Source organism: Enterobacter sp. Crenshaw (assembly GCF_024734705.1).
Classification (GTDB): Bacteria; Pseudomonadota; Gammaproteobacteria; order Enterobacterales; family Enterobacteriaceae; genus Enterobacter; species Enterobacter asburiae_B.
Genome location: NZ_CP102932.1, coordinates 608,636 through 630,548, shown reverse-complemented (window position 1 = coordinate 630,548; position 21,913 = coordinate 608,636). Strand labels below are relative to the sequence as shown.

General features: G+C 54.5%; 23 protein-coding genes and 3 tRNA genes. 11 read left to right on the top strand and 15 right to left on the bottom strand.

The annotated features are described in order from the left end of the window. Window positions 1-9: 9 nt before the first annotated feature. From deoB to deoC, 3 genes are all read right to left on the bottom strand, one after another. Window positions 10-1,233, bottom strand: coding sequence for a phosphopentomutase (gene deoB, locus NWV12_RS02960; RefSeq protein WP_048979042.1), 1,224 nt, complete (start codon window positions 1,231-1,233; stop codon window positions 10-12). 53 nt (window positions 1,234-1,286) lie between these two features. Next, entirely contained in the window at window positions 1,287-2,609 is a 1,323-nt protein-coding gene (gene deoA / locus NWV12_RS02955) for a thymidine phosphorylase (RefSeq protein ID WP_033144578.1), read from the bottom strand. Window positions 2,610-2,718: 109 nt separating this feature from the next. Further along, on the bottom strand, window positions 2,719-3,498 hold the full coding sequence (deoC, locus tag NWV12_RS02950) for a deoxyribose-phosphate aldolase (RefSeq protein WP_023310320.1): 780 nt from the start codon (window positions 3,496-3,498) through the stop codon (window positions 2,719-2,721). Window positions 3,499-3,760: 262 nt separating this feature from the next. Between deoC and NWV12_RS02945 the strand changes: the two genes are divergently transcribed. Together NWV12_RS02945 and NWV12_RS02940 are read left to right on the top strand one after the other, a co-directional pair. Further along, window positions 3,761-5,308 carry a YjjI family glycine radical enzyme gene (locus tag NWV12_RS02945; protein ID WP_048979043.1) on the top strand — a complete coding sequence of 516 codons (1,548 nt, stop codon included), beginning with the start codon at window positions 3,761-3,763 and terminating at the stop codon, window positions 5,306-5,308. After that, a complete protein-coding gene (locus tag NWV12_RS02940) occupies window positions 5,283-6,143 on the top strand; it encodes a YjjW family glycine radical enzyme activase (protein WP_048975090.1) in 861 nt (286 codons plus the stop codon). The genes NWV12_RS02945 and NWV12_RS02940 overlap by 26 nt, the downstream gene beginning before the upstream one ends. Here NWV12_RS02940 and NWV12_RS02935 read toward each other — a convergent pair. The 8 genes from NWV12_RS02935 to NWV12_RS02900 all read right to left on the bottom strand — a co-directional run bounded on the left by NWV12_RS02935 (window position 6,138) and on the right by NWV12_RS02900 (window position 12,499). After that, window positions 6,138-6,920, bottom strand: coding sequence for a TatD family hydrolase (locus NWV12_RS02935; RefSeq protein WP_048979044.1), 783 nt, complete (start codon window positions 6,918-6,920; stop codon window positions 6,138-6,140). The two genes, NWV12_RS02940 and NWV12_RS02935, sit on opposite strands and share 6 nt — an antisense overlap. After that, window positions 6,917-7,969: a patatin family protein gene (locus NWV12_RS02930; RefSeq protein WP_048979045.1), complete on the bottom strand. Its 1,053-nt coding sequence runs from the start codon at window positions 7,967-7,969 to the stop codon at window positions 6,917-6,919. The genes NWV12_RS02935 and NWV12_RS02930 overlap by 4 nt, the downstream gene beginning before the upstream one ends. 121 nt (window positions 7,970-8,090) lie before the next feature. Further along, window positions 8,091-8,252, bottom strand: coding sequence for a DUF1328 domain-containing protein (locus tag NWV12_RS02925; RefSeq protein WP_003856556.1), 162 nt, complete (start codon window positions 8,250-8,252; stop codon window positions 8,091-8,093). A 127-nt stretch (window positions 8,253-8,379) separates the two neighbouring features. Next, the gene (gene osmY, locus NWV12_RS02920) at window positions 8,380-8,997 is read right to left on the bottom strand and encodes a molecular chaperone OsmY (protein WP_032660819.1); all 618 of its coding nucleotides are present in this window, start codon (window positions 8,995-8,997) and stop codon (window positions 8,380-8,382) included. A gap of 298 nt (window positions 8,998-9,295) precedes the next feature. Beyond that, window positions 9,296-10,885 carry a peptide chain release factor 3 gene (prfC, locus tag NWV12_RS02915; protein ID WP_032660822.1) on the bottom strand — a complete coding sequence of 530 codons (1,590 nt, stop codon included), beginning with the start codon at window positions 10,883-10,885 and terminating at the stop codon, window positions 9,296-9,298. A gap of 91 nt (window positions 10,886-10,976) precedes the next feature. Then, window positions 10,977-11,654: a pyrimidine 5'-nucleotidase gene (gene yjjG / locus NWV12_RS02910; protein WP_048979046.1), complete on the bottom strand. Its 678-nt coding sequence runs from the start codon at window positions 11,652-11,654 to the stop codon at window positions 10,977-10,979. Window positions 11,655-11,673: 19 nt separating this feature from the next. Then, on the bottom strand, window positions 11,674-12,117 hold the full coding sequence (gene rimI, locus NWV12_RS02905) for a ribosomal protein S18-alanine N-acetyltransferase (RefSeq protein ID WP_033144573.1): 444 nt from the start codon (window positions 12,115-12,117) through the stop codon (window positions 11,674-11,676). Further along, window positions 12,086-12,499, bottom strand: coding sequence for a DNA polymerase III subunit psi (locus NWV12_RS02900; RefSeq protein WP_048979047.1), 414 nt, complete (start codon window positions 12,497-12,499; stop codon window positions 12,086-12,088). Before NWV12_RS02900 ends, rimI begins: the two co-directional genes overlap by 32 nt. 102 nt (window positions 12,500-12,601) lie before the next feature. Here NWV12_RS02900 and rsmC point away from each other — a divergent pair, with 102 nt between their 5' ends. From rsmC to NWV12_RS02880, 4 genes are all read left to right on the top strand, one after another. Then, a complete protein-coding gene (gene rsmC / locus NWV12_RS02895; protein ID WP_048979048.1) occupies window positions 12,602-13,630 on the top strand; it encodes a 16S rRNA (guanine(1207)-N(2))-methyltransferase RsmC in 1,029 nt (342 codons plus the stop codon). A gap of 172 nt (window positions 13,631-13,802) precedes the next feature. Further along, window positions 13,803-13,889, top strand: a tRNA-Leu gene (locus tag NWV12_RS02890). A 28-nt stretch (window positions 13,890-13,917) separates the two neighbouring features. Further along, window positions 13,918-14,004, top strand: a tRNA-Leu gene (locus NWV12_RS02885). A 33-nt stretch (window positions 14,005-14,037) separates the two neighbouring features. Further along, a tRNA-Leu gene (locus NWV12_RS02880) sits at window positions 14,038-14,123 on the top strand. A gap of 41 nt (window positions 14,124-14,164) precedes the next feature. On the opposite strand, the gene NWV12_RS02875 is transcribed toward NWV12_RS02880, so the two are convergent. Further along, window positions 14,165-14,434: a DUF1435 domain-containing protein gene (locus NWV12_RS02875; RefSeq protein ID WP_039260915.1), complete on the bottom strand. Its 270-nt coding sequence runs from the start codon at window positions 14,432-14,434 to the stop codon at window positions 14,165-14,167. Between the two features lie 215 nt (window positions 14,435-14,649). On the opposite strand from NWV12_RS02875, the gene NWV12_RS02870 reads away from it, so the two are divergent. Together NWV12_RS02870 and fhuF are read left to right on the top strand one after the other, a co-directional pair. Further along, window positions 14,650-15,714, top strand: a complete 1,065-nt coding sequence (locus NWV12_RS02870) for a diguanylate cyclase (RefSeq protein WP_039260916.1) — start codon at window positions 14,650-14,652, stop codon at window positions 15,712-15,714. Window positions 15,715-15,809: 95 nt separating this feature from the next. Further along, the gene (gene fhuF / locus NWV12_RS02865) at window positions 15,810-16,598 is read left to right on the top strand and encodes a siderophore-iron reductase FhuF (protein ID WP_048978967.1); all 789 of its coding nucleotides are present in this window, start codon (window positions 15,810-15,812) and stop codon (window positions 16,596-16,598) included. 96 nt (window positions 16,599-16,694) lie between these two features. Here the strand turns inward: fhuF and NWV12_RS02860 are convergent, their stop codons facing one another. Beyond that, window positions 16,695-18,041, bottom strand: a complete 1,347-nt coding sequence (locus NWV12_RS02860; RefSeq protein WP_023310306.1) for a PTS sugar transporter subunit IIC — start codon at window positions 18,039-18,041, stop codon at window positions 16,695-16,697. A 328-nt stretch (window positions 18,042-18,369) separates the two neighbouring features. Between NWV12_RS02860 and NWV12_RS02855 the strand changes: the two genes are divergently transcribed. Beyond that, window positions 18,370-18,828: a YbaK/EbsC family protein gene (locus NWV12_RS02855; RefSeq protein ID WP_008502085.1), complete on the top strand. Its 459-nt coding sequence runs from the start codon at window positions 18,370-18,372 to the stop codon at window positions 18,826-18,828. Window positions 18,829-18,866: 38 nt separating this feature from the next. Here NWV12_RS02855 and bglJ read toward each other — a convergent pair whose 3' ends face one another. Then, window positions 18,867-19,502 carry a DNA-binding transcriptional activator BglJ gene (gene bglJ, locus NWV12_RS02850; protein ID WP_048978968.1) on the bottom strand — a complete coding sequence of 212 codons (636 nt, stop codon included), beginning with the start codon at window positions 19,500-19,502 and terminating at the stop codon, window positions 18,867-18,869. Continuing rightward, window positions 19,499-20,236, bottom strand: a complete 738-nt coding sequence (locus NWV12_RS02845) for a response regulator transcription factor (protein WP_047060233.1) — start codon at window positions 20,234-20,236, stop codon at window positions 19,499-19,501. Before NWV12_RS02845 ends, bglJ begins: the two co-directional genes overlap by 4 nt. A 409-nt stretch (window positions 20,237-20,645) precedes the next feature. On the opposite strand from NWV12_RS02845, the gene NWV12_RS02840 reads away from it, so the two are divergent. Both NWV12_RS02840 and NWV12_RS02835 read left to right on the top strand, forming a co-directional pair. Further along, window positions 20,646-21,422: a threonine/serine exporter ThrE family protein gene (locus tag NWV12_RS02840; RefSeq protein WP_023310303.1), complete on the top strand. Its 777-nt coding sequence runs from the start codon at window positions 20,646-20,648 to the stop codon at window positions 21,420-21,422. Beyond that, window positions 21,413-21,886, top strand: a complete 474-nt coding sequence (locus NWV12_RS02835) for a threonine/serine exporter (protein WP_023310302.1) — start codon at window positions 21,413-21,415, stop codon at window positions 21,884-21,886. The genes NWV12_RS02840 and NWV12_RS02835 overlap by 10 nt, the downstream gene beginning before the upstream one ends. Window positions 21,887-21,913 lie beyond the last annotated feature (27 nt).

Below are 21,913 nucleotides of genomic sequence, written 5' to 3'. Positions count from 1 at the left end.
CCAATCCGTTTAGAACATGGCCTTGCCATATTCCATGTCAGACGTACCAAAGTATTTCGCCAGGGTCTGGCCGATGTCCGCGAAGGTTTCACGGTGACCGAGCGAGCCCGGCTTCACTTTCGGGCCGTACACCAGCACCGGAATGTGCTCACGGGTGTGGTCGGTACCGGTCCAGGTTGGGTCACAGCCGTGGTCCGCGGTCAGGATCAGAATGTCATCTTCGCCCACCAGCGCCATCAGCTCCGGCAGACGGCGGTCGAACAGCTCAAGACCCGCTGCATAGCCCGCAACGTCGCGACGGTGGCCCCAGGAGGAGTCGAAGTCCACGAAGTTGGTGAAGACGATGGTCTTGTCGCCCGCTTCTTTCATCTCTTTGATGGTGGCATCGAACAGCGCATCCAGACCGGTGGCTTTCACTTTTTTGGTGATGCCGCAGTTGGCGTAGATATCCGCGATTTTACCCACGGAAACCACGTGGCCGTCTTTCTCTTCAACCAGCTTCTGCAGCACGGTTGGCGCCGGTGGCTCAACGGCCAGGTCATGACGGTTACCGGTACGCTGGAAGTTACCCGCTTTGTCGCCCACAAACGGACGCGCGATCACTCGGCCGATGTTGTAGCCGCCTTCGGTCAGCTCTTCTCGGGCGATTTCGCACAGCTCGTAGAGTTTATCCAGGCCGTAGGTCTCTTCGTGGCAGGCAATCTGGAACACGGAGTCAGCAGAGGTGTAGAAAATCGGCTTGCCGGTTTTCATGTGCTCTTCGCCGAGTTCATCGAGAATCACGGTACCAGAAGAGTGGCAGTTACCGAGGTAGCCCGGCAGATTGGCACGCTTCACCAGCTTATCGAGCAGCTCCTGCGGGAAGCTGTTCTCGTGATCGGAGAAATAGCCCCAGTCGAACAGCACAGGCACACCGGCGATTTCCCAGTGGCCAGACGGGGTGTCTTTACCGGAGGAGAGCTCGTGAGCCCAGGCGTAGGCGCCCACGACTTCCGCGTTGCCGTCCATACCGGCTGCGATTTTACCGGTAGAACCTTCATGCGCTTTCACCAGACCGAGGCGGGTCAGGTTAGGTAGAGTCAGAGGGCCTTTACGACCGTTATCCGCTTCGCCTTTCGCACAGGCTTCCGCGATATGACCCATGGTATCGGAACCCACGTCACCAAAACGTTCTGCATCTTCGGTTGCGCCGATGCCGAATGAGTCCAGCACCATAATAAATGCACGTTTCATAATTGTTCTCCGTACGTAGTGCTTCAAAAATTATCGATCAGATCAGTATACCGCTATTCGGTGATACGGCGATAGACAGTCGGTGTGGTTTCCGGCGCTTTATCGTCAAGCGTAATTGCCGCTTTCACCGCTTTAGCCGCTTCCTGCCAGCTGGCTTCGTCTTTCGCGTGGATCACCGCAAGCGGACGTTGACCGTCAACGCTGTCGCCCAGACGGGCCATATCGGTAAAGCCGACGCTGTAATCAATGGTGTCTGACGCCTGACGACGGCCGCCGCCCATCGAGACCACCGCCATACCCAGCGCACGGGTGTCCATTGCAGAGACATACCCTTCGCTATCGGCATACACCGCTTTGCTAAGCGTCGCGGTTGGCAGGTATTTCGCGTAGTTTTCGACGAAATCGGTCGGGCCTTTCTGGGCTGCAACCATGCGGCCGAAAATATCCGCCGCTTTGCCGTTATCCAGCACCGCCTGCAGCTTCGCGCGGGCTTCTGCGTCGTCTTTGGCCAGCTTGCCGGAGATTAACATCTCAACGCACAGCGCCATGGTGACGTCGAACAGACGCGGGTTGCGGTATTCACCGGTGAGGAACTGCACCGCTTCACGCACTTCGACGGCGTTACCGGCGCTGGACGCCAGCACCTGGTTCATGTCGGTGAGCAGCGCGGTGGTGCGCACGCCCGCGCCGTTGGATACGCCAACGATCGCTTCCGCGAGCGCAGCAGAAAGTTCATAGGTCGGCATAAACGCGCCGCTGCCCACCTTCACGTCCATCACCAGCGCGTCCAGCCCTTCTGCCAGTTTCTTCGCCAGGATAGAGGCGGTGATCAGCGGGATGGAGTCAACGGTCGCGGTGATGTCGCGGGTGGCGTAGAAACGCTTGTCTGCCGGAGCAAGAGAGCTGGTCTGGCCGATAATCGCCACACCAACGTCTTTAATAATGTCGCGGAAGCGGTTGTCGTCCGGGAAGATATCGAAGCCCGGAATGGCTTCCAGTTTGTCGAGCGTACCGCCGGTGTGGCCCAGGCCGCGCCCGGAGATCATCGGGATGTAACCGCCGCAGGCTGCCACCATTGGGCCGAGCATCAGAGACGTCACGTCACCCACGCCGCCGGTGGAGTGCTTATCCACAATCGGGCCGTTAAGGTTGAGGCTTTTCCAGTCCAGAACGGTTCCTGAATCTCGCATCGCCATGGTCAGCGACACGCGCTCAGGCATCGACATATCGTGGAAGAAAATGGTCATCGCCAGAGCCGCAATCTGCCCTTCTGAGACGGTGTTATCACGAATGCCGTTGATGAAGAAACGGATCTCTTCATCGCTTAATGCATGACCATCACGTTTTTTACGAATAATTTCTTGTGCGAGAAACACGGTAACCTCCATGCGGAATCGGGGGAGTTGTGGCGGGTGGCGCTACGCTTACCCGCCCTACGATCCTGTCGGCCGGATGAGCGAAGCATCATCCGGCATTGTCTGGCAATCAGTAGCTGCTTGCGCTCTTACCGTCGCCGTGACCCAGCGCTTTCAGCAGGCTGGCCAGCAGGCTGGACGCACCGAAGCGGTAGTGACGGGAATCGGCCCAGTCGGCGCCAAACAACTCGTCGGCAATCGCCAGGAACTGCTGCGCGTCTTCAGCGGTACGCACGCCGCCCGCAGGTTTGAAACCAACGGTTTTGGATACGCCCATGTCACGGATCACTTCCATCATGATGCGCGCGCTTTCCGGGGTCGCATTCACCGGCACTTTACCGGTAGAGGTTTTAATGAAATCCGCACCGGCTTTGATGGAGATTTCAGATGCTTTACGAATCAGCGCCTCTTCTTTCAGCTCGCCGGTTTCGATGATCACTTTCAGCAGCACATTTGCCGCCGCGCACGCGTCTTTACAGGCTTTCACCAGGTCAAAACCGACCTGCTCGTTGCCGGCGATCAGCGCGCGGTACGGGAACACAACGTCAACTTCGTCTGCGCCGTAAGCAATCGCCGCGCGGGTTTCTGCCAGCGCGATCTCGATATCGTCGTTGCCATGCGGGAAGTTAGTTACGGTTGCAATGCGCACGTCCGGCGTACCCTGCTCTTTCAGAGTCTTACGGGCAATCGGGATAAAGCGCGGGTAGATACAGATGGCTGCGGTGTTACCCACCGGCGTTTTCGCCTGATGGCACAGGGCGATGACTTTTTCATTGGTGTCGTCATCGTTCAGGGTGGTCAGGTCCATCAGTTTCAACGCGCGCAGGCTGCTTGCAGTTAAATCGGTCATAACATTCTCCAACGGCAGTGCCGTATAAATTTTACCTTGCGGGTCTGTGAGTATTCTAACATTCACCCGCATCCACACTTCGACATTCATCACAGTTAATGAAAACTGCATACAAATTTGCATTACTGTAATGAGATCTTCTTCAAACTTTAGCGCGTAAATTGCCGACTAAAGCAGCGATACCCCCTGTCGGATCAAAAGCCCCGACAGGCTGGCTTCCTACAATCCGTTCATCATCCGCAGAACACTCAAGGAAGCGACTATGCCCCACTCCAGCCCCGACGCCCTGCAACAACGTTGCCAGCACATTGTCACAAGCCCGGTGTTAACCCCGGAACAAAAACGTCATTTTCTGGCGCTGGAAGCGGAAAACAACCTGCCTTACCCGGCACTTCCTGAGGCCGCACGAGCCGCACTGGACGAAGGGTTTATCTGCGACATGTTCGAAGGCCATTCGCCTTACAAACCCCGTTACGTTCTGCCGGATTACGCAAAATTTCTGGCTAACGGTTCAGCGTGGCTGGAGCTGGAAGGCGCGAAAGATCTCGACGACGCCCTCTCGCTGTTAACCATCCTCTACCATCATGTTCCGTCCGTCACATCGATGCCGGTCTATCTCGGTCAGCTTGATGCGATATTGACCCCATATGTTAGAATTCTAACACAAGAAGAGATCGATAGCCGAATAAAACGTTTCTGGCGCTATCTCGACCGTACGCTGCCGGATGCGTTTATGCACGCAAACATCGGGCCTGAAGATACGCCAGTCACGCGCGCCATTCTGCGTGCCGATGCAGAGCTGAAGCAGGTCGCGCCGAACCTGACCTTTATCTACGATCCCGATATCACCCCACATGATTTGCTGCTTGAGGTGGCGAAAAACATTTGTGAATGCAGCAAACCGCATATTTCTAATGGCCCGATGAATGATAAAATTTTCACAAAAGGCCGTTACGGCGTGGTGAGCTGTTACAACTCCCTGCCGCTTGCAGGCGGCGGCAGCACCCTGGTGCGCCTTAACCTCAAAGCCATTGCTGAACGCAGCGCATCCATTGACGACTTCTTCACCCGCACGCTCCCGCACTACTGCCAGCAGCAAATTGCCATCATCGATGCACGCTGCGGTTTCCTTTACGAGCAATCTGGCTTCTTTGAGAATAGCTTCCTGGTAAAAGAGGGGCTGATTGATGCGGAACGGTTTGTACCCATGTTTGGCATGTACGGCCTGGCGGAAGCGGTAAACGCGCTCTGTGAGAAAGCAGGAATAGCGGGACGCTACGGAAAGGATGAACAGGCCAACGCGCTGGGCTATCGCATCAGCGAACAGCTTGCAGCGTTCGTTGAAAGCACGCCGGTGAAGCACGGCTGGAAGCTTCGCGCGATGCTTCACGCGCAGTCGGGGATCAGTTCCGATTCGGGCACCACGCCGGGCGCGCGCTTGCCTTACGGCGACGAGCCGGATCCCATCAGCCATCTGCTGGCCGTTGCGCCGCATCACAAACACTATCACTCCGGAATCAGCGATATTCTCACCCTGGAGGAGACGGTCAAACGCAACCCGCAGGCGGTGGTTCAGCTTTGCCTGGGGGCGTTCAGAGCGGGAATGCGTGAATTTACCGCCAACGTAGCGGGTAACGATCTGGTCCGCGTGACAGGCTACATGGTTCGCTTGTCGGATCTGGAGAAATACCGGGAAGCCGGATCGCGCACCAATACCACGTGGCTGGGGGAAGAGGCCGCACGCAATACCCGTATTCTGGAACGTCAGCCGCGCGTGATAAGCCATGAACAGCAGATGCGCTTTAGTTAGTCAGGTCATTCCTTTTTCCTGCGTGGACGGGCCGGGCAGCCGCCTGGCGCTGTTCCTGCAGGGCTGCAACCTGCGCTGTAAAACCTGCCACAACCCGTGGACGATCGGCCGCTGCAACGACTGCGGGGACTGTGTGCCCCACTGCCCGCACGACGCGCTGACGATTCAGGCCGGACGCGTCTGGTGGCAGGAGAGTGACTGCCAGCAGTGCGACACCTGCCTGCATCTGTGCCAGCAGCAGGCAACGCCTATGGCGCACCGCTTCAGCGTGGAAGAGATCCTCGCTCAGGTCCGCAAATCCGCACCGTTTATCGAAGGGATCACCGTCAGCGGCGGCGAAGCCACAACGCAATTGCCGTTTTTGATTGCCCTGTTTACCGCGATCAAAGCCGATCCCGCCCTGCGCCACCTCACCTGCCTGGTAGACAGCAACGGTCTGTTAGGCGAAACCGGCTGGCAAAAGCTGCTGCCGGTACTGGATGGCGCAATGCTGGATCTGAAGGCGTGGGGGAACGAGCATCACCGTTTCCTGACCGGACGCGAAAACCCGCAGATCAAGCAGAGCATCCGCTGGCTGGCAGATCGTCACCGTTTGACGGAACTCCGCCTGCTGGTGATTCCGGAGCAGTGTGATTACCTGGAACATCTCAAACCGCTAACGACCTTTATCCACGGGCTTGGAAATGTGCCGGTGCGCATCAACGCGTTTCATGCGCATGGCGTTTACGGTGAGGCGGCCTCATGGCGCAGCGCCACGCCCGAGGACGTTGAACCGCTGGCGCGGGCGCTGGAAAAACAGAAGATAACGGTGATCCGTCCGGCGCTTTACCTATAGCGTGATGCCAAATACCGAACGGGTATTTTCCAGCAGCGCATCGGCAATCACCTCTGCAGGCTCCTTTCGCAGTTCACACAGGGTGGTAAACACGCGCGCCGCCTGTTCCGGGCGATTCGGCTGGCCCTGAAAACCATTCAGCGGCATATCCGGCGCGTCGGTTTCCAGCAGCAGCGCCGACAGCGGCAGCTGTGCCATCACGTCCCGGGTTTTACTGGCGCGCGGATAGGTGATGGTGCCGCCGACGCCGATTTTATAGCCCAGCTCGATAAAACGCTGCGCCTGCTGCAGGCTGCCGGAGAAACCGTGCACGACCCCTTTTCGCGGCAGATCGATGCGTTTCAGGTGCATCGCCAGCTTATCGTGCGTGCGTCTTGAATGGAGGATCACCGGCAGCTCGTGGCGCTTTGCCAGCCTGAGCTGCGCGTCGAGGATCGTCTGCTGGCGCTCAAACTGCGGATCCTCACGATAAAGATCGAGGCCGATCTCACCGATGGCGACAAGTTTGTCTCCTGCGGTCTGCACGACCTCATCAAGCCTCTCAATGTGCTCATCAAGATGCCGTTCAATCACAATCGGATGCAGGCCGAGCGCGGCATAGAGCGCAGGGTGCTGTGTGGAAAGATCCAGCACCCGGGAAAAATAGGCCGCTTCCACTGCCGGCACAATGATAGCCTGAACGCCTGCTTCGGCCGCTTTCGCTATGCTTTGCGCTTCATCCCCGGTAAACGGCGGAAAATCAAAGTGGCAGTGGGTATCGACAAAGCGGAGCGTCACGCCAGATCCTCGTTATCCAGTAAAGCGTCATTCGCCTGCGGAATATCCACCAGCGGCATCGTCAGGGCGTCGTTGGCGACAATAGCAGGCGGCAAAATAATGCGTTTATGGCGATGAAGCGGCGGTTGCTCCGCCAGCATTTTCCCCACCGTCGCCAGGAAGTAACGCCCGCACAGCCGCCCCGTTTTGTAATCCATGCGCAGCGCAGGGACGCGGCTGCCCAGGGCCATGCTCAGCAGCGGCTTAGGCGGATAGATTTCAAAAATACGCAGCTTGCCCGGCGGTTTTTCAATGAAGCGCTGCATCGCGCCGTAGGTGGTTTCATGCTGCTTCGCAATGTTCACCAGCGGCTGCAGGCTGCTGTCGCCCAACCAGCGCTCCATCCGTTTGAACCACTGCGGCGTGTAATACATTTGCGACGGTACGGTACGGATCACCACAATGGTTTTCGCCCCGCGCCGGGCGGCTTCCTGCACCGGCACCGCGTCACTGATCCCCCCGTCCAGGTAGCTAATGCCGTCCAGCAGGGCTCCCGTACGATAAAAACCGGGGATCGCGCTGGAGGCGCGGATGATGTCCAGCCAGTTCTCCTTCTGAGGAGAAAAATAGCCCGGCGAATAGTCATCGCCCCGGCTGGCGCACATCCAGAACTCTTTGCCGCTATCAAACAGACGGGCAGCGGTATCCATGGCCAGCGGCATCTGGCTGGAGGTTGACTCCAGCAGCCAGTCGAGATCGATCAGGTTGCCGCCGCGCACAAAGCGCACCGGATTAAAAAATTCTTTCGCCGTGGTGTAGCGCATGATGACCTTTCGCGCATACCCAGGCTGGTTACATACATAGGCAGAGAGGTTCTGCGCCCCGGCAGAGGTGCCGAAGTAAAGGTCAAACGGGTTGAACTGCGCGCGCATAAATTCATCCAGCACGCCGGCGGTGAAAATGCCGCGCTGTCCTCCACCCTCGCAGACCAACGCGAGTTGACCTGCGCGAAACGGTTTTAACGTCAGCGGCGCAATATTGCCGAGCGTAACGGGAATTCGTTGCCCCACCTCTGCTTTCCTGTTTTTGATTATTTTATAACACCACAGTAACGCACCCGACCTGTTCCGCAAATAAGAAAAAGCCAGTCGCAGTGACTGGCTTTATTTTGTTGAAGGAATATTGCGTTTGCTACGGACGTCTGCGACCCGTAAACAGGCTGACCAGGAACAGAATAATACCCACAACGAAGACAATTTTAGCTGCCCATGCCGCTGTACCTGCCAGTCCACCAAAGCCCAATGCGGCGGCAATTAACGCGATAACCAGAAATATAATGCCCCAACGAAACATAAGCTTCTCCTTTACCATAGTTAATGTCGGCCGCTAAACGTGAGCGCTCAGGTCACTCACCGGCGTTCTTCCAGAGTCGTTCTTATTTCGCCCGCAGGTTTTAACCAGACGGGCGAATGGTCCAGATTTACTTCGTTTTCAGATCGTTTTTAACGCTTTTCACACCGTCAATCGCTTTCGCGATGGACTCGGCGCGTTCACTTTGCGCCTGCGAATCTACCGTACCGGAAAGCTGAACCACACCATCGGTGGTTTCCACTTTCACCTTACGGGACGGCACGATGTCATCTGCTAAAAGTTTAGCTTTGATTTCGCTGGTAGTAGCGGCATCACCGGCATAACCTTTCACCGACGCGTTTTTACCGTCACGTACGTGCAGCTTATCGCTGACGGACGCAACGCCTTCGACGCCCTTCGCGACTTTCACCGCCTGCTCGGCCTGAGCCTGGCTTTCCACGAAGCCGCTCAGCGTGACCACTTTCTTGTCGGTCTTAACGGAAATATCGGTACTTTTGATGGATTCATCATCCACCAGTGCGGCTTTCACTTTTGCTGTGATTGAGCTGTCATCCATGAAGTTGCCGACTTTATTCATAGAGCTATCGATTTTTTGCCCTGCGGTATCGGCAGTGGACTGTGCTTTATCCATGGTGGTGCTTTCCGCCAGAGCGGAACCGCTCACCAGAACGCTACCCAGGGTTACAGCCAGCAGAGTTTTCGAAATCTTCAGTCTTGTCATATTCATCGATCTATTCCTGTGTTTACCCGTTATTCGGGCTACATACTTCCTTAGTAGTTTTATATATTGCGAATAAACACACGGGCAAAATGGACAACCTAAAGTCATGCATTGAACAGTTAATTTATCCACACCCGGTGTTAAACACTGAGTTAAATATAGATCACTCTCACAGAGCCGCTTTCAGAATTGGGTAAAAAACGCGCGAATAGCGTGAAATTGCGTTGAATTAAGAACATTCCGCAAGGGATTAATAAGACAGGAATTAAAGAAGAGCACGGCGGCAGCCGTGCTCTGAGAGGGATTAGTGCTCGCGGGTTTTACGGAACTGAACGTCAGGGTAACGTTCCTGCGTCAGGTTCAGGTTCACCATCGTTGGCGCGATATAGGTCAGGTTATCGCCGCCATCCAGCGCCAGCTGAATTTCGTTCTTACGCTTAAATTCTTCGAATTTCTTCACGTCAGAACACTCAACCCAGCGCGCGGTCGCGACGTTCACAGACTCGTAAATCGCTTCCACGTTGTACTCGCTCTTCAGACGCGCGACAACCACGTCGAACTGCAGCACGCCGACCGCACCCACGATCAGATCGTTGTTCGCGATTGGGCGGAACACCTGCACGGCGCCCTCTTCGGAGAGCTGAACCAGGCCTTTCAGCAGCTGTTTCTGCTTCAGCGGATCGCGCAGACGGATACGACGGAACAGCTCCGGCGCGAAGTTCGGAATACCGGTAAACTTCATCATTTCACCCTGGGTAAAGGTATCGCCGATCTGAATCGTGCCGTGGTTGTGCAGACCGATGATGTCGCCCGGATACGCCTCTTCAACGTGCGAACGGTCGCCCGCCATAAAGGTCAGCGCATCGGAGATCACCACGTCTTTCCCGGTACGCACCTGGCGCAGCTTCATGCCCTTTTCATACTTACCGGACACCACGCGCATAAAGGCCACGCGGTCGCGGTGTTTCGGGTCCATATTGGCCTGAATTTTGAACACGAAGCCGGTGAATTTCTCTTCCTTCGCTTCCACTTCACGGGTGTCGGTTTTACGCGGCATCGGGCGCGGCGCCCACTCCACCAGACCGTCCAGCATGTGGTCAACGCCGAAGTTACCCAGCGCGGTACCGAAGAAGACCGGGGTGATTTCACCGCTCAGGAACAGCTCTTTATCGAACTCGTGAGACGCCCCCTTCACCAGCTCCAGCTCGTCGCGCAGCTGCGCGGCCAGCTCTTCGCCGACTGCCACGTCCAGCTCAGGGTTATCCAGACCTTTCACCACGCGAACTTCCTGAATGGTGTGGCCTTTACCGGTCTGATACAGGTAGGTTTCGTCTTTATAGAGGTGATACACCCCTTTGAACAGCTTACCGCAGCCAATTGGCCAGGTGATTGGCGCACAGGCGATTTTCAGCTCGCTTTCCACTTCGTCCATCACCTCCATCGGGTCACGGATGTCGCGGTCGAGTTTGTTCATGAAGGTGAGGATCGGCGTATCGCGCAGACGGGTGACTTCCATCAGCTTACGGGTCCTGTCTTCTACACCTTTCGCGGCGTCGATCACCATCAGACAGCAGTCCACCGCCGTCAGGGTACGGTAGGTATCTTCGGAGAAGTCTTCGTGGCCCGGGGTGTCCAGCAGATTCACGAGGCAGTCGTGATACGGGAACTGCATCACTGAGGTGGTAATCGAAATACCACGCTGCTTTTCCATCTCCATCCAGTCAGATTTTGCATGCTGACTGGAGCCACGGCCTTTAACGGTACCGGCAGTCTGGATCGCCTGTCCGAACAGCAACACCTTCTCAGTGATGGTCGTTTTACCGGCATCCGGGTGCGAGATAATGGCAAAAGTGCGGCGCTTGGCCACCTCTTGCAGATAAGGAGACAACGTCATAATTAAATCTTCTTTTATAAGCGCGGCAGCACGCCACGCATCATGGAATACAAAATTGCGGCTATTTTACCCATCAATGGGGGGCAGGCAATCATTGTTTACACAGGAGTTGCTCCAGTTCGTTCAACGACGTCACGGTCCAGGTCGGCTCGATGCCTTCAGGCTTCACGCGGCCATGCGCGTTGAGCCAGACGGTCGACAAACCTGACTTCATGCCGCCCAGGATATCTGACTCTGCCGTATCACCCACCATCAGGACGCGATCGCGGTCAGGATGACCGGCCTGGGCCAGCGCGTAGTCGAAAATACGCGGATCCGGTTTAGGTACGCCCACCTCTTCCGAGATCACCAGCGCGTCGAAATGATCGCGCAGGCCGATGCGCTCGAGGCGGATCTGCTGCAGGGCGGTAAAACCGTTGGTGATGATCCCCAGTTTCACCTTGCCTTTCAACGCATTCAGCAGGGAAACCGCCCCCGGCAGTGGCGCACAGATATCGGCCATCGCGTTCAGGAAGGCATCATTCAGCGTTCCCGGACTGACCTTTAAGCGTTCCGCCCAGACGTCAAAACGCTGGTGCTGTAGTTGTAACGCGGTGATGGCACCGTTCTGGTAATCCACCCACAGCGGCTTGTTTACCGCCTGATAGTCCTGAAAATCTTCAGCGGTGAAAGTCACGCTATAGTCGAGAAACATCCGCTGCAGGCCGCCGAACGAGTCAAACGTAAACAGCGTTTCGTCGGCATCAAAGAAAATCCAGTCCCATTTCATCGTTACAACCTTATATTCGTTATCCAATCGGCAGAGCCATTATGATGGCGTCTTCACGTCCCTCTGCGGTGGGGTAGTAGTTACGGCGGACTGTCGCCTCGTTAAAGCCTAAGCTTTCATAGAGCGCGATGGCGGCGACATTCGACGCGCGCACCTCCAGCCACAGGGTGAAAACGTCACGGGTTTCGAGCTCACGAATGAGGTGCTCGAGCAGTTCTCTTCCCAGCCCACGGCGCTGGAACGCGGGATCAACCGCAATATTAAACAGCGTCGCTTCATCAAGAACAACCTGCGTGATCGCGAAGGCGGCCATGGTGCCGTCAACGTCCAGACGGAAGTTCAGATACCGTTCGCCCTGATTGCTGGCGAAGGTTTTTTCGCTCCACGGAAAGGCGTGGGCGCGTGTTTCAATCGCAAACGCTGTGGTCAGGTCAGGCGTCGTGAGGGAAGAAATCGTGTTCATATTCGCAGATTTGTTGCCATAGCGCGCTGCGCGCTTTTGGGTTGGCTTTCAGTTCGTCCAGCGCTGGCGAGCAGATCTGGCTCCCCTGGAGGGGGATCTCGTTTGTCTCTCCGATACGCCAGCTGTTACAGCGGCTATCAGGAGGAAGCATCGCGACACGCTCTGGCGTCAGCTGTAAAACCTGGTCGGCCGTCATCTTCAGGCTGCGAAGGACATCATCGATCAGGGGTTCATTCAGGGCAGGCAGTTCTTCCGCCACCATCACCAGACGTACGTGCTCAGGGATGGAAATGGCGATTTCGCCCTGCAACGCCGTCGGGCGACGCAAAGCCCACTGGGTAATGCCCAGCTGCTGCAACTGCCAGTCTCGTCGGGATGTCATAGGGAAAACTCCTGTCTCTCAGGCGCGCAAATATAGCAAATGTGTCGAAAGTGCGCCATCTACCTACTATAATCCCCGCCTGAGTTTATTGAGGAACAATTCATGTCTGCATTTACCCCGGCAAGTGAAGTCTTGCTGCGTCACAGTGATGATTTCGAAGAAAGCCGTATTCTGTTTGCCGGAGATATGCAGGATGACCTGCCTGCGCGTTTCGACTGTGCTGAAAGCCGTGCCCATACCCAATACTACCACCACTGGCAGGTGCTGAGCCGCCAGATGGGCGAGCGCGCGCGCTTTAGCCTGGTGGCGGAGCAGAGCGATATCGCCGACTGCGATACGCTGATCTACTACTGGCCGAAGAATAAACCGGAAGCCCAGTTTCAGCTGATGAACCTGCTCTCCCTGCTGCCGGTCGGCTGCGATATTTTCGTGGTAGGTGAGAACCGCAGCGGCGTGCGTAGCGCTGAACAGATGCTGGAAGGCTACGCGCCGCTGAATAAAGTCGACAGCGCACGCCGCTGTGGTCTGTATCATGGCCGTCTGGAAAAACAGACAACGTTCGCTCCACAGGCATACTGGGACGAGTACCAGCTTGACGGCCTGACCATCAAAACCCTGCCGGGCGTATTCAGCCGCGACGCGCTGGATACGGGCAGCAAGCTGCTGCTCTCCACCCTGACGCCGCACACCAAAGGCAAAGTGCTGGACGTCGGCTGCGGCGCGGGCGTGCTCTCTACCGTGCTTGCCAGCCATTCACCCAAAGTGCGCTTAACCCTCTGTGACGTGAGCGCCCCGGCGGTTGAAGCCAGCCGCGCAACGCTTGCCGCAAACGGCATTGAAGGCGAGGTGATTGCCAGCAACGTCTTCTCCGACGTCACCGGTCGCTTCGACATGATTATCTCCAACCCGCCGTTCCACGACGGTATGGAGACCAGCCTTGAAGCGGCACAAACGCTGATCCGCGGCGCAACCCGTCATCTGAACAGCGGCGGCGAGCTGCGTATTGTCGCGAACGCCTTCCTGGCGTACCCGAAAGTGCTGGACGAAACCTTCGGCTTCCACGAAGTGATCGCCCAGACCGGCCGCTTTAAGGTCTACCGTACCGTCATGACGCGCCAGGCCAAAAAGTAATCTCCGCTCCAGCAGGCCGGATAAGCGCAAGCGCCATCCGGCTCCGCATGGCGCCTGCATCGGCCATTTTTGCAGCAATCAAGGCGTCGCGCGCACTTTTCTGTTGACGTAAAGCTGAAAACATCTAGAATGCGCCTCCGTGGTTACGATACTTTTACAGTATCGATGGTATGCGAAGGTGGCGGAATTGGTAGACGCGCTAGCTTCAGGTGTTAGTGTCCTTACGGATGTGGGGGTTCGAGTCCCCCCCCTCGCACCATAAATCACAATGATATTGCTCGCACTGGGCGAAGGTGGCGGAATTGGTAGACGCGCTAGCTTCAGGTGTTAGTGTCCTTACGGATGTGGGGGTTCGAGTCCCCCCCCTCGCACCAACGAGGCGATATCAAAAATAGTAAGATGACTGTGCGAAGGTGGCGGAATTGGTAGACGCGCTAGCTTCAGGTGTTAGTGTCCTTAGGATGTGGGGGTTCGAGTCCCCCCCCTCGCACCAATTATCTTACATCCCTTCTGAAGTTCCCCTTGTTTTCCCTGTTATTTCAAACTCATCAGTATCACCAGAATTCCACTGACCAGTGCTACGCATGATGGCAGTAAAACAAAGTGGCGAAGCTGCTTATGCCAGATCATGCCTGACGTGACTAACAGTCCTGACACAATGATCGCTTTCCAGGTATCAAGGGAGAGATCGGCAAACATCAACCCGCCGAGAATGGCTCCCGGTAGCAATACCCCCCAACCACTGCCAAGCGCCCTGTTCAACATGATCTGCCCTCTCGCAACGATAATGATAACCAATATCATATGACACAAGTTATCATTTGTCAGCTGAATGAATCAAAATCCATCGACCTTTACCTTTCCCGTAATGACAGGAATTGCCTAAGGTGATAAATTGCACACCTGTTAACAACATCTAAAGATTTTCTGATAATTACTCTTTGAGTTTTTTGCATGTTTTATTGCGAAACAGCACCTACTTATTTGTTTTAATTAAATTTTAATAAAAACGCACGACTATGACATCACAATCCTGGCGGTCTTTGGTTCACAGAAAATATCAATTGTCGTTACGTTTATTTTTATTTCTGAACGCAACTTCGGCAGTGTTCTCGGTAACAAATCCGCTCAATTCTGTACGCCTGTTATCTGCCCCACTTATTGCTATTTTCTCCATCAGCACCGGCCTGTTCGTCTGGCACTGGAGAAAGCGCGCACGGAAGATAAATATTCCCGTTGTTTCAGGGATCTTCGGTATTTTGTGGGCCTGGCAAATTGAGTCTAAATTCGCCTTAATTCCCCACGACCACGCGACGTATTTGTTAATCGCTCTATTAACGGTACTTTTTATCGGAACGCTGGCATTCGCGAGTAATATCAAAGCATTTACGCTGCACTCATTGCCCACCTTTATTGTCTGCCTGTGGCTAAGCGATCACGATATATGGCTGAGAATGACCTATTCTTTCGCACTTCCTGTGGTGGCAATTGCTATACATAACATTTTGCAAACGCGTAACGACCGTTTCGCTCAGGAATTGCTCTCGCGCCTGTTGGAAGAGCGAGAAACCCTTACCGATCTCAGCATGATGGACCCGCTTACCGGGCTCTATAATCGTCGCGGTCTGCAAAGCCGTCTGGAGAACCTGCCGACGGTAGAAAATGGCGAGCACTTTGTCCTACTGATGGATATCGATCACTTCAAAGCCTATAACGATCACTATGGCCATATGATGGGCGATCAGGCGCTGAAGCGCGTCTCTGCGGCAATCCGCGACGCCGTGCGTTCTCGCGATATTGTGGCGCGTTTTGGCGGAGAAGAGTTCATGGTGCTGCTGACCAATATTTCACTCGAACATGCTCGCCAGACGGCCGAGCGGATCCGTCAGAAAGTCTACGATTTGAAAATCCCGCATCTGTTTAACGAGAGCGTCGCGACAAACGTCACCATCAGCATTGGTATTGCCATTTTCGAGGATGAAGACGTGGAAGGCGCGCTGGAAAAAGCGGACAAAGCCCTCTACGAAGCAAAGCATATGGGGCGCAATAACATTCTGTTAAGTGAAGAGCTGCAGACGGCATAAACATCACGGCGGTGTCTTAAAGACAAAAGTCTTGCCATTGATATGAGCAATAGTTAGGATTGGCAATCATTATCATTTAGATTTCTATCTATACTATGGCTACGCATACCGCACACATCGTCGAGCCCCTCCTCTGGCGAGCGCCCCTCACCAGCGGGAATGCTTCGCTTGCTGATGCCATACGGGAAAAGATTGCGGAGACGCGCGCCCACCTGCTGGACTTTATCCGCCTTGATGAAGCGCACCCGAACCACGCCATGACGCTCTCAGAGTGGCGTCAACCGACAAAACTGCAGTCGCTGCTGGCCACCTATTCCGACCATATCTATCGCAATCAGCCCACTCTTACGCGGGAAAATAAACCACTGCTCTCTCTTTGGGCGCAGTGGTATATCGGCCTGATGGTGCCTCCCCTCATGCTGGCGCTGTTAACCCAGAAGAGCATGCTGGAACTTTCGCCGGATAATTTCCACGTCGAGTTTCACGAAACCGGGCGCGCAGCCTGTTTCTGGATTGATCTGCACGAAGACCAGAACGCGGAACGCCTGACGGCTCAGGAACGCATGGAGCAGCTTATAACCCAGGCCCTGATCCCGGTGGTGGAAGTGCTTGAAGCGACGGGAGAGATTAACGCGAAGCTTATCTGGAGCAATACGGGCTATTTAATCCACTGGTATTTAACGGAAATGAAGCCTCTGCTTGGTGATGAGAACGTTGATGCCCTGCGTCAGTCCTGCTTCTTTGCAAAACAGCTTTCCGATGGCCGCGACAACCCGTTATTCCGTACCGTCGTGCTCCGTGATGGGCTTCTGGTTCGCCGCACCTGCTGCCAGCGCTACCGCCTGCCGGACGTTAAGCAGTGCGGGGATTGCACGCTGAAGTAGTCGGCCCCGGCCTGATGCCCTCAACCTGCCCCCTTTCCCACAGGGAGAGGGAACAAACACTAAAAACGGCAACCTGAGTTGCCGTTTTGCTTTAACCTAAGCCACCTGCTGATTGTCCTCTTCCGCGTTACGCTGTGCCTCTTCCGCTTCCTGCTCCAGCAGCTGTTTCTCGTACACTTTGAAGAACGGGAAGTAGATGATTGCCGATACGCAGGCCAGAACCACAACCAGAATAGCCGCGCGGAAATCCCAGCCCAGAGCCCACGCAGCGCCTATTGGCGCCGGTGCCGTCCAGGGAACCACTGAGATGACGCGGCCAATCAGGTCAAACGTCATCGCCGCCCAGGCCAGCACGGCATTTACCATCGGTGCCAGCAGGAACGGAATAAAGAACACCGGGTTCATAACGATTGGCGTACCGAAGATAACGGGTTCATTGATGTTAAAGAAGCTGGGTACCACGCTCAAACGCCCGATAGAGCGTAAATGCGCTGAACGGCTACGCAAATAGCAAATCACCAGCCCCATCGTGGCGCCCGACCCGCCAATCACGATAAAGAACGTCCAGAACGCCTCCATAAAAATATGCGGCAGAGGCTGGCTGGCGGCCAGCGCGGTCTGGTTAGCGCCCAGGTTGGTCAGCCAGAACATCTGCAGCATCCCGGAGACGATGGCGGCGCCGTGGATCCCGGCGAACCACAGCAGATGGCCAATCAACACGGCCAGCAGGATCGCAGGCAGGGAATCCGCTGCGGAAACCAGAGGTTTAAAGACCGACATAATGGCCTGCGGGATCAGCATGCCGAACTGAGACTGAATGAGCAGGCTCAGAGGATAAAGCGTCAACACCACTACCAGCACCGGGATGAGCAGATCAAAAGAGTTTTTGATCATCGGAGGTACCTGGTCTGGCAGGCGAATACCGATGTTATGCGCCTTGAGGAAACGCATCATCTCAACGCAGTAGATCGCCACCAGGATCGCGGTAAAAATCCCCGTCCCACCCAGGCTATCGACAGGCAGCGTGCCTTTGGTTTTCGGTGCCGCGACCAGCAGAAACGCCATCAGCGACAGCATGGCGCACATAAACGGGTCTAACTGGTGTGATTTGACATAGTGTTTGCCAAGGTTATAGGCGATGGCCGCACAGATATAAATGGACATAATGCCCATCGTCATATCAAACGGCGTCAGGATCTGGCCTTCAAACTGCTTCGCCATATCCAGCCAGGCTCGGGCGAACCCCCAGGTGGTATCCGGCGAAAACGGCGGGTATGCGAACACTAACAAAAATGAACCCACAATCATAAATGGCATCGCGGAGATAAACCCATCACGGATAGCCATGACATGACGCTGGGAAGAGATCCGCCCGGCAATCGGGCTCACGTAATTTTCAACAAAACGGAATATCAGGTTAAACGCAGCATGGTTGGCAGACATGGCAGATCTCCTGTCAGACGTTTGTTACGGGCACATTTGCGCCGCACGTTGTTCCATAAATCACCTTCACAACCTTGCTGGCTTGTGTACCAGTGGTACTGCTCAGACGGAATGGTTTCATAATTTGCTCTTATTATTGGATACAGGGGACGTTACGTACTCAGTATTAATCGACGCATCACGCTCTGCAACCGGTTACTGTAACCGGTTTCCGTGATTGTGAAGAGGATCCAGAAATCAGCCGTTCGGGATATTTGTTACTGAAGAGATATTTACAGAGCATAAATTCTTATGACAGATTACGCAGGATATTTGTCAGGAGGAAACAATGAGTTTGCAGTCTGTACAGCAGTTTTTTGCCGACAACGCGCCGGATATAGACGTTATTGAACTTAGCCAGAGTACTGCTACCGTTGCGTTGGCTGCTGCCGCCCATCGTGTTGAACCGGGACAAATCGCCAAGACCTTGTCATTAAAGGTGAAAAATGAGGTGATACTGGTGGTGGCGAAAGGCGATGCGCGCCTGGATAACAAAAAGCTGAAAGATACGTTTGGTGCAAAAGCGCGCATGCTCAGCAGTGATGAAGTGGTGACCATCACCGGTCACCCCGTTGGCGGCGTGTGCCCGTTCGGCCTGGAAAACCCGCTCGCGGTTTACTGCGATATCTCATTAAAGCAGTACGCCGAAGTTCTGCCCGCAGCAGGTGCAATTCATAGTGCCGTGCGTATTTCACCTGACAGAATGGCAGAGCTGACTTCCGCAAAATGGGTTGATGTTTGCATCTGATTGATGCGCCAGAGCCTGTCTGGCGCTCATCAGGCAGGTTATAAAAAAGTCGGCTTGCTGAGTATCGAACTTCGCGGTTCTCTTGCTGAAAGATGGGTAATAATATCCGCCGCATCGAGCAGCCCTACGTCAGAGTTCACCCCCAGCTTGACCATCGCATTAAACTTATGCGCCCGGATGGTCTTAATATTGCGTTCAAGCTGTGCCGCGATTTGAGGAATGGAATAGCCGCAAGACATATAACGCAATATTGCCCGTTCCGTTGGGCTTAACATTCTGCTTTGACTCTGGTACCAGTGATTCATCATATTGTCATTGATGCGCAGGGTTTCGCTCAGCAACACCATGAGTTCCTTCTGCAGGAGCTCAAGCTTCAGCGATTTACTGACCACACCGTGAAGGCGTGACGGGGAAAGATGGCTAATCAATCTTGCTTCCATCTCATCAGCGACCAGGATAATGCGCTGGATGTGGCCATGCGTAAAGGCAAAATCCCGCAGGTGCGCCAGGCAGCTACGACGGTCGTCTCGCGCATCGGAATATGAATAGATCAGCGAGAAAAAATTGACGTGCTGAAGTGCTTTCTGAAAGCTGTCAAATTCACTAAACAGATGCAGTTGATAATGATTCAGGCCGGGCAGCGCAAAAAGATGCTGTAGCCCAACAGCACTCATCGTGCAATTTTCAACGATGGCGATATGTCTTGTTGAATCGGTTTTTTCCATTCCTCGAACTCTCCATAGGCTGACATCAAACTCAGCTCTCGCATTCCCTGTGTACTGTTTATCCAGGCGTACATATCGGCATTACTGCGTAATGACAGCCGTCGCATCGCACTGTTTTTCTGCGCACTGACGGTTTTATTGCTCTTCTTAAGCAATGTGGCGATTTGGTTAATCCCCCATCCTTTACCCAACAGTCGCAAAACTTTGCGTTCGGAGTGCGTAAGCGCGATAACCTGTTCGTCTTCTTCCCCCGTACTTTGAGGTTCCGGGGTTAACAACGTCTGGCTTACCCGCTCTGCGCGTTCGCTACCTGCCCGAATAGCGTTAACCAGGCCTTCAATGGGTTCCATATCAGAAAGCAACGTACTTTCCGGGCGCACAAGTAGCTCAACGGCAATAGGGTTAAGCGGCCGCGAAACTAAAAAGATCCAGTGAATGTTCCGGTATTGATTCAATAAATTGAAATACTCTTCGAGCGCGCCCCGAGGATTCCAGTATTCGCCTGTAATATCGGCAATGATGACGTCAGCGCGGCGTAGCTGGAGCAGTGTTAACTCCTGCAATGAGCTGCAATAGGTCAATTCAAAATCGGGGAAATGGCGAGTCATTACGCCCCCCAACCCGTTTTGCATGACCGGTATCCGGCTAATGATAACGCTATGCTTACCGTGCAAAGACAACATAGACCCTCCGTGTCCATTCTTCATTTAATGAGTAACGTTAAAACGCATCAACGTATGAGTATTTTCGTCCCTGAGTGTAAAGCAGGTTAATACAAGCAGAAGATGAGATGTATTCTTAGTTTAAGAAATACCTAAACAGCAGTAATATCTCACAAAGCGAAATTAAATTTAATTGCAGTGTCATTAAAATAACTACAATATAAAATTAGAATAACTAAATATATATAACTTATCTTTTAATAATTATAATTCACCAGAATGATGAATTAATCCCACCCCCTTCCGCACGTAGGGGCTGCAACTGTTTGCATAAACCTTGATCTGGCCCACAGCAAGAGGCACTGCACTTTGTGCTAAAAGTAATCGCTATGGGCCAACCGGCAACTTTCCACCTTCTTCAGGACAATACATGCAGGCAGATCGGTCAACGCAGCGTGCTATCACGCGGCTATGTATTCAGTGCGGTCTTTTTCTGCTCCAGCACGGCGCGGAAAGCGCGCTGGTTGAGGAGCTTTCCACCCGGCTGGGACTGGCGCTGGGTATGGATAGCGTTGAAAGCGCTATTTCATCTAATGCCATCGTGCTGACCACGATCAAAGACGGCCAGTGCCTGACCTCCACCCGCAAAAACCATGATCGCGGCATTAACATGCATGTCGTGACCGAAGTGCAGCACATCGTCATCCTTGCTGAACATAAGCTTCTCGATCTTCGGGAGATTGAAAAACGGTTCAGCCAAATTAAGCCATTGCGTTATCCGCGCTGGCTTGTCGTGGTGATGGTAGGGCTGTCTTGCGCCTGCTTTTGTAAGCTCAACAAAGGCGGCTGGGACGGCGCGATCGTCACCTTTTTCGCCAGCAGTATCGCCATGTATGTTCGCCAGCTGCTGACGCACCGGCAGCTGCATCCGCAAATTAACTTCTGCATTACCGCGTTTGTCGCCACCACGGTTTCCGGCCTGCTGCTGCGCCTGCCGCAGTTTGCCACTACCCCGACGATTGCCATGGCCGCCAGCGTGCTTCTGCTGGTTCCGGGCTTTCCGTTGATTAACGCCGTCGCCGACATGTTTAAAGGACACATCAATACCGGTCTGGCACGCTGGGCTATTGCCAGCCTGCTGACGCTGGCGACCTGCATCGGCGTTGTGATGGCCATGACACTCTGGGGGTTACGCGGATGGGCGTGATAGATTTTCTGCTGGCGCTGGCACAGGACATGCTTCTGGCCGCCATTCCTGCCGTCGGCTTTGCGATGGTGTTTAACGTTCCGCAACGCGCTCTGCGATGGTGTGCGCTGCTGGGCGCGATTGGCCATGGCTCGCGAATGGTGATGATGACCGCAGGATTTAACATCGAATGGTCGACATTTATGGCCTCCATGCTGGTTGGCAGTATCGGCATTCAGTGGTCGCGCTGGTATCTGGCGCATCCCAAGGTGTTCACCGTCGCCGCCGTGATCCCAATGTTCCCCGGCATATCTGCCTATACGGCGATGATTTCCGCGGTGAAAATCAGCCATTTTGGCTACACCGAGCCTCAGATGATCCTCCTCCTGAGCAACTTTCTTAAGGCCTCGTCCATCGTCGGCGCGCTCTCTATCGGGCTGTCGATCCCCGGGCTGTGGTTGTACCGCAAACGCCCACGCGTTTGATATTTGTGTTATTTCGCTGCCATGGAG